At 47.3% G+C, this 14044-nt stretch carries 14 protein-coding genes (1 of these 14 only partly in view); 2 read left to right on the top strand and 12 right to left on the bottom strand.

Annotated elements, in window-relative coordinates:
• From MLD56_RS01680 to MLD56_RS01630, 11 genes are all read right to left on the bottom strand, one after another.
• A protein-coding gene (locus MLD56_RS01680) for an FAD-dependent oxidoreductase (protein WP_029516812.1) crosses the window boundary here: on the bottom strand, positions 1 to 63 show its start. It extends 1548 nt beyond the left edge of the window; the window shows 63 of its 1611 coding nt (coding positions 1-63); it begins with the start codon at positions 61 to 63; its stop codon lies off the left edge, out of view.
• A 25-nt stretch (positions 64 to 88) separates the two neighbouring features.
• Complete coding sequence (locus MLD56_RS01675; RefSeq protein WP_152526700.1) at positions 89 to 1024, bottom strand: ROK family protein; 936 nt, start codon at positions 1022 to 1024, stop codon at positions 89 to 91.
• A 156-nt stretch (positions 1025 to 1180) separates the two neighbouring features.
• Positions 1181 to 2020, bottom strand: a complete 840-nt coding sequence (locus MLD56_RS01670; RefSeq protein ID WP_029516814.1) for a MurR/RpiR family transcriptional regulator — start codon at positions 2018 to 2020, stop codon at positions 1181 to 1183.
• Positions 1998 to 2717, bottom strand: a complete 720-nt coding sequence (locus tag MLD56_RS01665; protein ID WP_029516815.1) for an N-acetylmannosamine-6-phosphate 2-epimerase — start codon at positions 2715 to 2717, stop codon at positions 1998 to 2000. Before MLD56_RS01665 ends, MLD56_RS01670 begins: the two co-directional genes overlap by 23 nt.
• Before the next feature lie 5 nt (positions 2718 to 2722).
• A complete protein-coding gene (locus MLD56_RS01660; RefSeq protein WP_241113458.1) occupies positions 2723 to 4264 on the bottom strand; it encodes a DUF4127 family protein in 1542 nt (513 codons plus the stop codon).
• A 97-nt stretch (positions 4265 to 4361) separates the two neighbouring features.
• The gene (locus MLD56_RS01655) at positions 4362 to 6182 is read right to left on the bottom strand and encodes a protein O-GlcNAcase (RefSeq protein WP_241113457.1); all 1821 of its coding nucleotides are present in this window, start codon (positions 6180 to 6182) and stop codon (positions 4362 to 4364) included.
• A gap of 49 nt (positions 6183 to 6231) precedes the next feature.
• A complete protein-coding gene (locus MLD56_RS01650) occupies positions 6232 to 7122 on the bottom strand; it encodes a carbohydrate ABC transporter permease (RefSeq protein ID WP_029516818.1) in 891 nt (296 codons plus the stop codon).
• Positions 7122 to 8003 (bottom strand): carbohydrate ABC transporter permease, encoded by an 882-nt coding sequence (locus tag MLD56_RS01645; RefSeq protein WP_029516819.1) that lies wholly within the window; start codon positions 8001 to 8003, stop codon positions 7122 to 7124. Before MLD56_RS01645 ends, MLD56_RS01650 begins: the two co-directional genes overlap by 1 nt.
• A 61-nt stretch (positions 8004 to 8064) precedes the next feature.
• Complete coding sequence (locus tag MLD56_RS01640; protein WP_029516820.1) at positions 8065 to 9339, bottom strand: ABC transporter substrate-binding protein; 1275 nt, start codon at positions 9337 to 9339, stop codon at positions 8065 to 8067.
• 184 nt (positions 9340 to 9523) lie between these two features.
• Positions 9524 to 10087 carry a DUF420 domain-containing protein gene (locus MLD56_RS01635; RefSeq protein WP_029516821.1) on the bottom strand — a complete coding sequence of 188 codons (564 nt, stop codon included), beginning with the start codon at positions 10085 to 10087 and terminating at the stop codon, positions 9524 to 9526.
• A gap of 294 nt (positions 10088 to 10381) precedes the next feature.
• The gene (locus MLD56_RS01630) at positions 10382 to 10657 is read right to left on the bottom strand and encodes a GNAT family N-acetyltransferase (protein WP_029516822.1); all 276 of its coding nucleotides are present in this window, start codon (positions 10655 to 10657) and stop codon (positions 10382 to 10384) included.
• A gap of 313 nt (positions 10658 to 10970) precedes the next feature.
• Between MLD56_RS01630 and MLD56_RS01625 the strand changes: the two genes are divergently transcribed.
• Both MLD56_RS01625 and MLD56_RS01620 read left to right on the top strand, forming a co-directional pair.
• Complete coding sequence (locus MLD56_RS01625; protein ID WP_029516823.1) at positions 10971 to 11936, top strand: ATP-dependent DNA ligase; 966 nt, start codon at positions 10971 to 10973, stop codon at positions 11934 to 11936.
• A gap of 110 nt (positions 11937 to 12046) precedes the next feature.
• A complete protein-coding gene (locus MLD56_RS01620) occupies positions 12047 to 12589 on the top strand; it encodes a MarR family winged helix-turn-helix transcriptional regulator (protein WP_029516824.1) in 543 nt (180 codons plus the stop codon).
• A 285-nt stretch (positions 12590 to 12874) separates the two neighbouring features.
• On the opposite strand, the gene MLD56_RS01615 is transcribed toward MLD56_RS01620, so the two are convergent.
• Positions 12875 to 13810, bottom strand: a complete 936-nt coding sequence (locus MLD56_RS01615) for a manganese-dependent inorganic pyrophosphatase (RefSeq protein ID WP_274386410.1) — start codon at positions 13808 to 13810, stop codon at positions 12875 to 12877.
• Between the last annotated feature and the right edge of the window lie 234 nt (positions 13811 to 14044).

Genomic DNA, 14044 nt, shown 5'->3' with positions numbered 1-14044 from the left:
CGATGTCCCCCCCAGGCCTCCGCCAATCACAACAATGTCGGTATCAAGCCGTTTTTGCGTCATGGTTCGTTCCCCTTTCATTCTTGTACTAGGACTCGGTCATTTCGAAGGCAAGCCGTGCAGCACCGATAATTCCAGCGCGATTGCCCAACAATGCCCGACTTACTTCCGTTTGAACTCCAAATTGGTGCAGATGCTTTTCCAGCATGGGCCACCAGACCTCTCCCGTGTCCGATACTCCTCCGCCTACAATGATCCTCTCAGGATCAAGAGTCACTGAGATGTTAGCTAGAAGTACAGCTAAATCTGCGGTGTAATCATCCAGCACCTGAATTGCCTCCTGGTTACCGTGAACGGCCTCTTTCACAATCTCGTTTCCCGAGCGGTACAATTTACCGACGTGTTCCCTACCTCGACGTAAGAGGGCGCTCCCCGATACATATTGCTCGGCGCACCCTTTTCTTCCGCAATTACAGGGGTGTCCTCCGGGGAATAGAATACTGTGCCCCCAATCACCGCCGCTCCAATGAGCCCCTCTGCACAAGAGGCCATTTTCCATATATGCACCTCCGACACCTGTTCCCAACGTGAGCATCACCAAGCGTCGCTTGCCCTTCCCCGCTCCCTGCCACGCTTCTCCAAGTAAAGCGGCGTTCGCATCATTATCAGCAACCGCTCGTAAAGCCAGTTTTTCCCTAGCCCATGTTACTAAGGATGTACCTTGCCAGCCAGGTAGGTTATCTGTGGCATACACAACTTCGCCGCTCTCCACATTTACTCTGCCAGCAGTAGCAATGCCAAGAGCGCCTACATCTATATGGGCACCGAGGCTGGTATCTCCAAAAGAACGCAACAGTCCGAGCACAGATTCTGACACCTGCGACAATACCCATTCACGTCCCCGGGAAGCGTCCGTATCCAGCCGGATTTCATCAAGCACCGATCCGTCCCGTGCCACTATGGCGGCCTTCACCGATGTGCCCCCAATGTCGATTCCAATGACTCTGTTCACAGCAGCTGCCACCACACCAACCTCCTTGTTACCTACATAAAAGCTTACTAGCTCTTTGTACAAACCCTCTATTAATAGCAATACATGAAATAGCCATTCATAAGCACCACAAACACAAGTCATTGAACCTGTCGAAACGCACAGTTTTCAATTCACAACTGAAAAATCTCAATAGCTTCGTTCAATAACGGCCCTCGCTGTTTTTTCCTTCATCTGTTTGGTGTGACTCGTGTGCTTGCGAGCAAGCCCTTCGCAGATGAGGTCAATCACGAATAGTTGTGAGATTTTAGCACCGATTGAACCACCTTCTATCGGCGCTTCTTTGCCCGCTGTTAGCAACACGATATCTGCAATGGAGGTAATGGGTGATTTCGCATAATTTGTAATTGCGATAACAGTTGCACCGTTTTGCTTGGCTTTATACAGCATATCGTTCGTATCCAGCGTACTTCCTGATACACTAATGCCGATAGCCACATCACCCGGGTTCATGGACACCGCCATCATCGACTGAATATGTCCGTCTGCCACAGCCTCGGCGCGACGCCCGATGCGTAAGAAACGGTTTTTAGCATCCTGCGCGGAAATCCCCGAAGCACCTACGCCGAAAAATTGAACATAGCCCGCTTGATCGAGACACGCAATCGCACGACCAAGCTCTGAATGGTCCAGCAGCCCCATACTGGAGTGCAAAATATCGAGCATGTTGTGATACACCGTACGCGTAATATCTTGTTCGTCATCTGGGTCGATGTTCTCCTCGCCCATATCAGTTTTACGATAAGTCTGGTTTTGCGCTAGGGACAGTCGGAAATCCTGATAACCTCTGAAACCAATCTTCCGACAAAAGCGCATGACGGTCGTTTCGCCTGTACCTGCAAAATCCGCCAGCTCCGTCACAGAGAAATATATGATGTCTGCGGGATGCTCCAGTACGCACAAGGCAACTTTCTGCTCCGATTTCGTTAATGAAGGATAATACGTTTTAATTCGGTCGTTCATCTCCATAGATGCATTTCACTGCCTTCCTTGCGGCATCGGCAAACCGCTGCGTAATCAATTGGGGTCTGGTAATCGCCGAGCCTACAACCACTGCATGTGCTCCCATTCGGAATGCTTCCTCAACCTGCGCAGGATCATAGATTTTGCCCTCTGCAATTAAAGGAACGGGAACCAGTTCCGACGCTCTCCGAACCAGCTCCAGATCAGGACCCTCAATCTGAGCAGAGTACGGCGTATACCCGGATAACGTGGTGGATACGCAGTCTGCGCCAAGGGAGGCCGCATGAAGTGCCTCCTCCAGTGTCGATATATCTGCCATGGAAGTGACTCCCTGCTCATGGGCATAATCTATGAGCCTCTTCAGCTTGCATCCCGCTGGGCGCGGTCGTAATGTGGCATCCAGCGCAATGATATCCGCGCCTGCCTCCACCAGTTCCTCCATTTCACGAAGGGTAGGCGTAATGTAAATATCAGAATCATCATAATCCCGCTTAACCAAGCCAATCACTGGTAGAGAAATTGCCTGTTTAATCGCACGTACATCCGATGCGCCATTGGCGCGTATCGCCACAGCTCCACCCTGCTGTGCGGCAAGCGCCATTTTGACCATAGAATCTGCTCCATGTAACGGTTCGCCTGGTAGCGCCTGACAGGACACGATCAGTCCGTGCTGAACTTTGGATAATACACCTTCCATTCCCATAGGAATCACCCTCTCTTCTCAGCATGATGCCGTACGGTTAATGCGACTTCAAAGGTGCGGTTCCACGGCATGTAGCAATCTATAATTTCCACGCGGCCTTCCGGCCCGTTCACATATTCATTGAGCGCCTGCTCCAGCCGTCCGCGAATAACCGCAGCTACCGAGCCTCTCGGTCCATCGAGCATAAACTTGGTAAAACCCATCTGCTCCACAATTCCGTTATTCATAGCCGTACGTACCACAGCGCAATAACAGGCATCCTCGGCGTAGCGCAGCGACAGAAAATCCAAATGTTCCTCCGTAGAGCCATAGTGGGTATACAGCATGGACTGGGCAATGACGGTGCCCAGCGTGTTAGAACTGGTATTCCAGCCTGCATAACCCGCCAGCTTAAAAAGCAGTCCTTTTTGCTTCAATAGTCTAAGTAGCTTGAGATCTGCGCCGTTGGCGTAGCCCACATCAGCAACTGCAACATTTTGACCTGCATATTGCAGCATATAAGAACCGTACTCAACCAGCTCTACTACATTCCGATGCACATCATATCCGGTCATTGCACGCTGCTGGGATGAAGCCTCTGCCATCGTGTCACCAGGTGTGTTAGCCAACAAAATCAAATCAGCCTCCGTTGCTGAGGAAGCGATCAGCCCACCTGCCGCCATAATCTGATATTTTAAGGTTTCGTAAAAATAGCGATCTTCAAAAAGCGGTACTACGAATGCCCCCTGCAAAGCAGACAATCGGGGATACACCAGTGGGACTACATTATTCATCTTGTTAACCCAACGAGCCAGCAACGTACAACCCACTTCATCTGCCCCCGGGTACATGTATACATTCAAATCCAGCCCAAGCTCAGAAATACGACTTCTTAGCCGCTGCTGATCCTTGGCGGTATAGCCGTAGGGAGCCGAATCATCCTGTGGGATGATCATAAAATCAATGATACCTTCTGCTACGAGATCCAGCGCAACTTCATTGGCCTCCAAATTCACATGGCGACGCCCTAGGTAATCATCCAATATTTCCATTGGCAGACGCTCGTTGATATCAGCTAATTCGAGTAACTCTTCTGCGGTAGCAATCCCCAGCTCCTGACGATGCTCAATGAAGCCCTTTCTGAATATCTCACGACCCCAATCGGCATAGTAATCCGGTTCTTCATCAGCCAAAGAATATTGCGGACAGCGCATAATCAGTTGAAATGCATACAGGGTCAGTTGCGGATATAGCTGTTTTAGCCTGCGAAGCCGATTCACTCTATCTTTGACCTGCTCGCTCGACATACTGTGTAGTCGAGAAGGTACGATTCCTCCGTACAGCAACGTATCCATCGCAACAATGGCTCCATCAGCCGCCGCTGCGCGTTCTTCGAGCCATGCCCATAGTCTGATCGTATCGCCATGGGTTTTCTTTTGTCCCATCCATTCTAATGGGGGCCGCTCCATCTCAAAGTCTGTGCCCTGTGCCAGTAAATAAGGAAATTGATAATTACAGGGCCGCTCATCCAGCGGTATAAAAAGTAATCGGGTTTTGGGCTTCACCATACGTTCCACCTCTCCTGAAAATTACCGTTATCCTAACGGCAAATGATTATTTTCAGGGCAGCTATGCTGCCTTGGTTGCTTAATCCAGCGCAAATACTCACAAAATCAGCCGATATTTTCCTTGTTCGTCCTGATCGACATAACCCCACTGCGCAGCAGCACGGATCGCCGGATTGCTACCCAGCCGAGCCTCCGCTTCTAAGCAAGCAGTGATACCGCTTCGCAGTTCTCCTACGATTTCGTCTGTCAGAGGTGACGGCTCTTGCTCGTCAACAGCTTCCCTCGGCGTGCCGCTCGACTGTGCATCGTCCTGTCGCTCGCTGCTGAGCGCAGCTTGACGCAACACCTGCCACAGGCCCGCATCCAGCTCGGCACGTTCCAGCCACGGTGCGGCCTGGGACACGAATCCTGCCGCTGGATCACCGGCAGGCACGCTCCGTAGGACGTTCACGGCCTGAAGCAGCCGCTCAAAGTACATATCCAGTGCAGGGATATCGAGCATTTGCAAAGCAAGGTCCACGTCCTCGTACGTGTTGCAGCCTAGTCGGCTGTTCCTGTTTTGACGACAGAAAAACATCAGTTCATCCGCACGCTCTCCTGCTAACTGCCGCGCAGCCCATTTCCAAGATCGCTCAGGCATATACCGTTCACTGTTCCACATATAGTGGGACATCGTAATGAGCGTCACTTTGGAGCATTCCCACTGATTCATCGGGTTGGCCACCATACCGGTATGTCCACAGTCTGGTAGCCCGGAATATCGTCCGCGCAGCGGATCAAGGAATAACCGATCATGGTCACAATCATTCACCGGGATGTTATCCCACAGCCACAGCTCATGCCCGAAGAATGCATGATTATCAGCGGCGTGCTCGCGACTAATCTGTGGAGCAAAAACAAAGTACCCCGTCCAGAACACCTTAATCTCCGGATGCAGCCGCTCACGGAAATCCTTTTTGTATTCGGTATCCCAATACGACCAATATTCCGAAGGACAGACCGTCAGGGTAAATTCAGGCAGCCGCTCAGCCAGCCATGTATGAACCTTGTTCGTCAAAAAGACATGAGCGTGACCCGAGCGGCCCAGCAAGTGTCGATTTTCCCCTTTGAGTACATAGTCAATGTCATCCATTAATACAGAAAAATGACGTACGCCAATCGCAATCACGGCCGCCAGCTTTTCCGTCAATTTGAGGAAATCTTCATCACTGCCAAAGCTCAGGTCGTTCCCTGGGCTGATACAATAATGAAAATCAACCTCATGCCGTTCGCAGGCTTCCTTCAATTCGCAAATCTGGGCAAACGTATCCTCAGGGTACGGCTCTCTCCATAGCTCACGATGATATGGATCATCCTTGGGGGCATACATGAATGTGTTCATCCGATGCGTAGCCATAAACCGAACGGCATCCAGCCGATCCGCGAAACTCCACGGTTTCCCGTAAAAGCCCTCAATAATTCCTCTGACCGGGAAGGAAGGCTCATCCCGAATAGACATCACCGGCAAAGTACATCGCTCCTGTTCCACTTGAAGCAGGAGATGCAGGGCATCCATGCCGTATTTGAGCCCTCTTTTATTGGAAGCATGGACTTCAATTCGCCCGTCCTTCTGAATGTCCAACCGATATCCGTCTGCAGCAAGCGTTCCGTCATATTCGAGCACCAACTGTACGCTTCCCCGTGTTTCAGTCGGTACACCCGGTCCTGGAGGTACAATAAGCTTGATCGGTCCCTCAGGGTCCAGCACACCTTCATACTCCTGATTCATTGCAAAGCGAGAGGACAGTTCACAGATCAGTCGCGGTTCGGAGATAACCAGCCTTTCCCCGCTGTCATACACATCACGAAAATAATATTGAATCTCCTGCGGTGCTAGCCCTACACTCGAATAAGGCCCCGTTCCTTCGGACAGTTCCATCGCAATCGTCTCCTTCCATTCACAGGCTCTTCGTAGCCGTGACTACTGGCTATCCTTTTACCGCTCCCGCCAAACCTTCCATATAGTAGCGCTGTGTAAACAGGAACAATATAATGATCGGCAGTACCGAAATCATTGTGCCGGCAGCAATCCAGCCGAAGTTATAGGCAAATTGACCGTTGAGATACGTGAGCGCAGCTGCTAGCGGATATAGCTCCGTATCGTTCAAAATAACGATAGGCCACAGAAAGCTGTTCCAGAACGACATCGCCTCCAACAGAGAAATTACAGCAAGCGCTGGCTTGACCAGCGGAAGCACCAGCTGCCACCAAATTCGAAACTCCGAAGCGCCGTCCATTTTACCGGAATCACGTACATCGGTGGGAATATGAATAAACGTCTGTCGCATCAGAAAAATGTTGAACACGGAGACTGCCCCAGGCAACACTACACCCAAATATGTATTGCCCAGATGAAGCCCTTGAATGGTCAGATAATGCACAATAAATGCGGTGTAGGAAGGAATAATCATCGTGGCAATCAGCAGCGTAAACACCAGATTTTTACCCTTAAAACGAAACACAGCCAAGGGATATCCTGTCAGACTGGCGAGTACCACATTGAGCACAACGCCCAACACCGTAATGATGACCGTATTCAGCATATATTTCGGGAAATTCATGAACTGCCACACCTGAACATAGTTGTCGAAATTAATAAAGGTCGGAAAAATAGCGGGCGGCGTTGAAAAAATGTTACGGCCTGGCATGAGGGATACGCTGAGCAGCCAGAGGAACGGTCCCATTAAAAAGAGGGCGAGTAGCACTAGAAGCATGTAGATGACCGTCATTCTCAGCATTCGGGCGAGACTGCGCATGCTGCGGCTACTTTCCTTTTTAGGAAGAGATGAGCATAGCAATTTGTCATCCTTTAGATTCATCAATAGGGATTGACACCACCTTTCCTATTGAATCGGAATACGATAATACTAAGTACGGCAATCATTGCACCGACAATTAAGCCAAGCGCTGAAGCATACCCAAAATTAAACTGCTCCATCCCCTTTTGAAAAATATACAAGCTCGATGTCAACGTGGCCGTTCCCGGTCCACCCTTGGTTAGTACATATACTTCATCAAATACGCGGATAGCTGACATGAGTGATATAAGGGTACAGAACAGAACGTAAGGTCTTAGCAGTGGAAGAGTAATATGAACAATCAGACGCCATCGGCTTGCACCGTCGACTCTAGCGGCTTCGTACAGATCTTGAGGAATGTTTTGTAATCCAGCCAGATAGAGCATCATATAATACCCGAGTCCCTTCCACATTGTGATGAACATCAGTACATACAAGGCCAAGTTGCTGTCCGATAACCAGTGTATGTCTTTGCTAATCAGGCCGATCTGTATGAGCAAGTAGTTCACTACGCTGTTATTGCCCAACAGCCAGCTCCAAATTAAGGCTACAGCTACCATTGAAGTCACAACAGGGATGTAGTAGGTCGTGCGGAATATTTTGATTCCCGGAATACGGCTGTTCACAAGCACGGCCATCAGGATGGAGAAAATTTGGAGAAAGGGGACAATGAGCACGTACAACAATGAGTTCCAAATCGAAATAAGAAAGTTACGGTCCTTAAACGCCGCTTCAAAATTATTCAAACCGACAAAATGGGTATCTGATATGACAGAGTAGTCTGTCAATGCCAGCGGAATGCTGTAAATAATAGGCCAAAATACAAAGACGGCAAGCAATAACAGTCCCGGCGTCATAAAAGCCCAGGCCGTAAAAGACTCCGACCTCAACCATTTGATCATGCTGCATCACCACCTGATTTCGATAAATGAACAGGGGAGTATTCACTCCCCCCTGTCAAACCTATTGCTTTAAAATATCGTTTACTTCCTGCTCCAGAGCAGTTAGCGTCTCCTTCGTATCTCTTCCGTTCAATAAAATATTTTGCAAGGCTCGCGCGATGGCACTATTCACATCTTTGGCATTGGGCACACCAACCATATAATCTGTCGCCTTATCCAAACTTTGCGCGGATACTACCTTGGCTTGTGCTTCTAATGATTTGTCAGACTGAGTAAAATATGGATCCTTAATGGAGTCTTTCGTGGAAGGTAGTGTATTCGCCGCTTTAGAAAAAGCAGTTTGACTCTCTGCGTTTGTCAAGAAAACAGCAAATTTCACTGCTTCGTCCACATGTACAGACTTAGCAGGTACGACCAAGTCCATAGAGTTGGAGAGCCGCACATCGGCTTTGCCAGTTGGGACAGGGACAGCAATTGTGTTCTTATAAACGTCTGGCGCTGCCGTTTTGATAAAATTGATGAACGTGGGGCCTGCCAGCTCGAAAGCAACCTGCTCGCCGGCATAATATTTCACTTGTTGTGAGAAGTCAGCGTCTTCCTTGAGTACAACGCCATCTTCCATCTGTTTTTTTAGATTATCAATCATGGTGACTGCTTCTGGTGTATTGAACGCCGCCGCTGTCTTTTCTTTATTTAGAATAGGAATGCCGTCCACAGCGAAAAGCTTGGATACAAGCTGCTGAGCATAGCCTGCCTTGCCAATTTTTCTATTGATCTGACGGCCCCATTCAGACAATTCCTCCCGGGTTTTGGGCGGATGAGCAGGGTCCAATCCGGCGGCTTTGACCAGCTTTGTATTCATGTAAAGCACTTCTGTACCGGTATACCAGGGTAGCGCATAAGCTTTACCGTTAATGACTGTGGAATTATAAATACCCTCGAAATAAGCAGCCTTTTCCTCGGGCGACAAATGCTCGTTCATATCAACAACCGCACCCTTGGAGCCCATTTGGCTAGCAAATTCTGTATTGAGATTAACTACATCCGGACTGCTGTTGCTAGCGATACTTGTCAACAGCTTGTTGGTTACTGCGTCATAAGGGTAATCCTTCCAGTCAATTTTGACATTGGGGTTCTTCTGCTCATAATCGGCAATCACCCGATTGAAATACGGGGTAAATGTAGGTTGTAGTGCAATGGTCCAAAATTGCAGTGTTACTTTCCCTCCGTCAACCTTTTCCGACTTTGATCCTCCACCACCGCAGCTGCTCAGCAGTACAACCAGCGCCAGCATAGATACAAGCAACCGTAACCTGCCTTTCGCTTTCTTTGTCACATGGTGACCCCCTTGTTCTTAGTTGATTAAGGCAAATTATAGCAGAAATACCGTTATAGAAGGAACGTTTTTTTAATAAAATAAATTTAGAAGGAATAATTTTTCTTTTATTGGATACAAAAAAGACGCCTCTTCAGCAGAGACGCCATTTCCCTAAATCAACCCATCAAAGGGTTCACATCTATTAATAGTATGGGGCCATGAAAACGTACACCAATACCCCGGTCAAACTCACATATAGCCAAATTGGCATCGTCCAGCGCGCAATCTTACGATGTTTTGCTACCTGCATCGTCCATCCCCATACAACCGTGAACAGTGCCAGCGGTACAATAATCGCAGCCAGTATGCTATGCGAAATCAACAATGTAAAGTAAATCGGACGAAGGATACCCACACCGCCATATTTTGCAGTTTCCGGCGAAATGTAGTGAAAGGTCAGGTAGGAAAATAAAAATAAAACGGTACTGGCAAAGGCCAGCAGAATAAAGGTTTTATGCACCTTGATGTTCTTCTTGAAAATAGCAACCAATGCAGCCACCAGGAAAATAAACGTGAAGCTGTTAAAAATCGCATTCAACCTTGGGAAAATAGTGAGATCAAAACTGACACTCCCCTGGTATCCGATCGGCGAAAAGAATAGCAGCAAAATAATCACGTTGGCTATAATGGAAACGGTGATAATCAAGGTTGTAAAATTACGATTGCTCGTTGGAACGTACTGCTTGTCCTCACTCGCTTTATTCATCATGAGCGTCTCCTTCGTTTAAATTCAGGTTTTCATTATTTTTGCGGTCATAACCATAATATATTATATAGAACTCATAGTTAGCCTGTGAAGTGACAACAGTATGAACAATTTCACAGCCATCCGGCAAGAAATGTGCTTCAACATTTGAGGATAGCCCTTTGTTTCCCTATATCAACGGTAGAATGCATTCTTTTTAAAAGCTTTATGCACACAAAAAAACACCGGAAGAGTCTGATTACCCGCTCCGGTGTTGTGTCGGTTATGCAGTTAAGCAGCCTTGATGATCCATATTCATTGCTGCCACACGTCACTGTATTCTTTATGGCGCTTGAACAGAGCAAGTGCGTACGAGCAAGCAGGGATAACCTTTTTATGCTGATTTCTTGCCATCTCAACCACTCTGTCGATGAGCTCCTTGCCAATTTTTTGACCCCGTAACTGCTCGGATACAAATGTATGGTCAATGACCAATGAGTGGTCATCTACGGATTTATAACCTACTTCTGCAACTACCTGTCCATCATCCACCATGACTACTGCATGGTCCTCCTCGCGAATTTGTCTCATGAGACCAATCCCCTTTCTGACTGAAGAAAATCCCGTAAAACTCATGCTAACGAATTAATGCAATCACTTCATGCCGACGCTAGATATTCTTATCATTCCCCTATTTAGGGATCAGAGAAACATCACATACGAGGATTTTGCAAAAATCCCATAAGCGACTTCCAATGAACAAGATATAGATCGAAATGGTTTAGTTCGTCTATATCTTGCACTTCGGAGCGACTGGAATCAAATTTTGCAAAATCCTGATACATAAAATAAGATCTATCGTCGACACTATATTTATTCATATAAAGGCAAGGGAGGTGCTGCGTTGCGTACAGAAATAAAACCCGTCATCCCGTTTGAACCGGAACTGAGCGAAAAAGTACCTGTAGATGCAACAGGCCTTTGGCGTTACGAAATAAAATGGGACGGTACGAGAATTTTGACGTATCACAACCAGGGCAGCACACGCCTGTTCAACCGCAAACAGCACGAACGAACGCTTTTATACCCGGAGCTTGCTCTCTTCCCCTCCTACTGCAAGGCTGATTCGGTCATATTGGACGGGGAAATGATCGCACTCGGTGCCGACGGTAAACCATCGTTCCATGAAATTATGCGACGGGATCTGATTCGTCGGACGGATCGAATTCAGTCAGCCTATGAAGCTGTGCCTGCTACTTACATGTTGTTTGATATTATTTATCTGAACGGGGAGTGGGTTCATCTTAAACCGTTACAGGAAAGGCTTGAACTGCTGCATCAGATCATCATACCGAATGAACGGATTCAACTGGCTCCCGCTCATCCTGATGGACAAGCTCTATTTCAGGTTATGTGCAGCCAAGGAATGGAAGGTATTGTGTGTAAAAAGCTGGATAGTCCGTACACATTGGGCGGAAAGGACGGACGATGGCTCAAGGTCAAAAATTATGGCGATATCATTGCCGTTATCGGTGGCTATACCCTGAACGGAGGCATTATCAACGCTGTGTTGCTGGGCCAATATGATAAACAAGGAATGCTGCGCTATATCGGGCATGTGGGTACGGGCAAGCTGACTCGGGAAGATTGGCGTCAGCTTACCGAGCGCCTGCTACCACATACCATATCGGAACGACCCTTTAGCAATAAACCGGATCGGCATCAAGATGCGTTTTGGGTGCAACCCATGTATACCGCCAAGGTTCAATATAGTGAGTGGCGGTGGCAAGAAGGACGTACCCTGCGTCAGCCCTCCATACAAGCCTTTGTGAATCAGGACCTCGATCAGTGTATCGGCCCCTGGATGTGACGTTTTACAGATATATTTTCAAAAAATGCGGAACAAAGTTTGTATAAATCATTGCAACCAGTGGTTAATTAAATTACAGTTAACTAATTAACTACATCGAGGTGGATCGCATGTTCTTTTTTTTGGACTCCGAAATTCGTCAACTGGCCTATAATCTCTTTCCAGGTGGCAATAAACCAATTGGTGTTTTGGTAGATTTATTTTCCATAACTTATGAAATACGTAAAAACATGGAGAAGCGTTCACGTGAATTTGGTCTCTCCTACGGGCAATATATCGCGCTTTGTGTACTTTCAGCACAAAGAGATGAAATGTCTTCTCCTTCTGCTTTGGCTGAAAAGATGGGTGTAAGCCGGGCAGCAATCAGTTCCATGGTTATTTCTCTCGAACAAGAGGGATTCATTAATAAATATGACGATCCCAATGACAAGCGGGGAGTGTTCGTGTCCCTGAACGATAAAGGAAAAAGTAAAATTCAACAGATGGATCCCTTTTTCGTAGGGCTGGCTTCACGTCTGATGTCAGACTTTAGTGAGTCGGAAATCTGTCAGTTCCAAACCTATTTGTCACGCGTACGTTCTGCGTTTGAAGATGTCAAAGGTTCGCGTCTAACCGACTCCAGAGAGAAGAGAGAAAAATGGTGCGAAGACTGAGGCAAAAACTGTTCGTCAAACTTGCCCGCATATCTGCTGGCAGAATGGGTGCTGCGTCCGATTTCAAACCTTCGTATTCTCCCAAAGTACATCGGAAAGAAAGGATCATCCACTCCCTGTATTCTTCATTTTTCATGGTAGCGGTTTCATGATGGGCAGCGCTGAAGTTGAAATTGGCATTTGAGTTCCGCATCGGAGACGTCTGGCAGAACTGAAGAAATAAAAATAAGCCTCCTGCTGCCACTGCCATTATGCAGTCGGGTTCAGGAGGCTTATTATTTATCATTACAAACTGTTAAAAGCGTCAGTCAATACAGGTACAATTTGCGATTTGCGCGATACGACGCCTTTCAGAACAGCCTTATTGTCGTCCAACTGAACATTATAGGCTTTTTCAACTGCCTGGGCTTGGCTTCCCAGCGCAATACCAATGGAATCACTGTTCACAATGTCTGTTACGACGAACAAGAACAGATCAAGATTTTTAGCTTCAATGGTTTGGGCCAATGCAGCTTCCAGATCAGCTTGACGGGACAACACATCGTTTACGTCTACTGCGTTCACTTGAGCAATTTCCACTTTGCGACCATTCATCTGAAATTCTTTGGCATCCAGACTTACTAACTGTTCAATGGTATGACCACTCAAGTCAGCTCCCGCTTTAAGCAAGTCAAATCCGTAACGATCTGCATCCACACCAGCAATTTCAGCCAGTTCACGAGCAGCAGCTACGTCTTGATCCGTGCAGGTTGGGGATTTAAACAACAGAGAATCGGAAATAATCGCGGACAACATTAGACCTGCGATATCTTTCGGAATTGCTACACCATTTTCCTTGTAGAGCTTGTTCAAAATGGTGGCTGTGCAACCCACTGGCTCAGCGCGGAAGTATAACGGCTGGCTTGTTTCAAAGTTAGCGATCCGGTGATGGTCGATGACTTCAGTTACACGTACCTTGTCAATATCAGCGGCGCTTTGCTGGCGTTCATTATGATCGACCAGAATGACGTTGTCCGTTTCAGCAGCAACCTGCTCAACCAGACGTGGCGCGCTCACTTTGAAATAATCCAGTGCATACTGCGTTTCCCCGTTCACCTCGCCCAGACGAACCGGCTCTACGTCCGCGCCCAGTTTGGTTTTTAAGTCTGCATAAGCAATAGCTGAGCAAATGGTATCCGTATCCGGATTTTTATGCCCGAAAATCAATGTTTTTGCCAACATAATCGACTCCTTTGCCTTAGGCATTTTACATGATTGTGAAACCTCAACAATTCCAATGCAGATTATATCATTAAATCTCGCATTCTCCCATTCCTCTTCGATTGTTTTCAAAAATAATCTAGTAAATTCATAACAATTCCATGGAATCTACATGTAATGTTAACCTTATTTTTTCTAAAAATATAAAAAACATATAGTAATATATCCCACCAATATGGTAAGATATGCCTCAAA

This window comes from Paenibacillus peoriae, from assembly GCF_022531965.1.
Lineage (GTDB): Bacteria > Bacillota > Bacilli > Paenibacillales > Paenibacillaceae > Paenibacillus > Paenibacillus polymyxa_D.
The sequence above is the reverse complement of the archived record's forward strand: the minus strand, read 5'-3'. Positions and strand labels throughout refer to the sequence as shown.

Excerpts from the sequence above, each read along its gene's own strand:
- MLD56_RS01670 (WP_029516814.1), bottom strand. The coding sequence starts at position 2,020 with ATGGAGATGAACGACCGAATTAAAACGTATTATCCTTCATTAACGAAA.
- MLD56_RS01665 (WP_029516815.1), bottom strand. The coding sequence starts at position 2,717 with ATGGGAATGGAAGGTGTATTATCCAAAGTTCAGCACGGACTGATCGTG.
- MLD56_RS01660 (WP_241113458.1), bottom strand. The coding sequence starts at position 4,264 with ATGGTGAAGCCCAAAACCCGATTACTTTTTATACCGCTGGATGAGCGG.
- MLD56_RS01655 (WP_241113457.1), bottom strand. The coding sequence starts at position 6,182 with ATGGAACTGTCCGAAGGAACGGGGCCTTATTCGAGTGTAGGGCTAGCA.
- MLD56_RS01650 (WP_029516818.1), bottom strand. The coding sequence starts at position 7,122 with ATGAATCTAAAGGATGACAAATTGCTATGCTCATCTCTTCCTAAAAAG.
- MLD56_RS01645 (WP_029516819.1), bottom strand. The coding sequence starts at position 8,003 with ATGATCAAATGGTTGAGGTCGGAGTCTTTTACGGCCTGGGCTTTTATG.
- MLD56_RS01635 (WP_029516821.1), bottom strand. The coding sequence starts at position 10,087 with ATGAATAAAGCGAGTGAGGACAAGCAGTACGTTCCAACGAGCAATCGT.
- MLD56_RS01630 (WP_029516822.1), bottom strand. The coding sequence starts at position 10,657 with ATGAGACAAATTCGCGAGGAGGACCATGCAGTAGTCATGGTGGATGAT.
- MLD56_RS01620 (WP_029516824.1), top strand. The coding sequence starts at position 12,047 with ATGTTCTTTTTTTTGGACTCCGAAATTCGTCAACTGGCCTATAATCTC.
- MLD56_RS01615 (WP_274386410.1), bottom strand. The coding sequence starts at position 13,810 with ATGTTGGCAAAAACATTGATTTTCGGGCATAAAAATCCGGATACGGAT.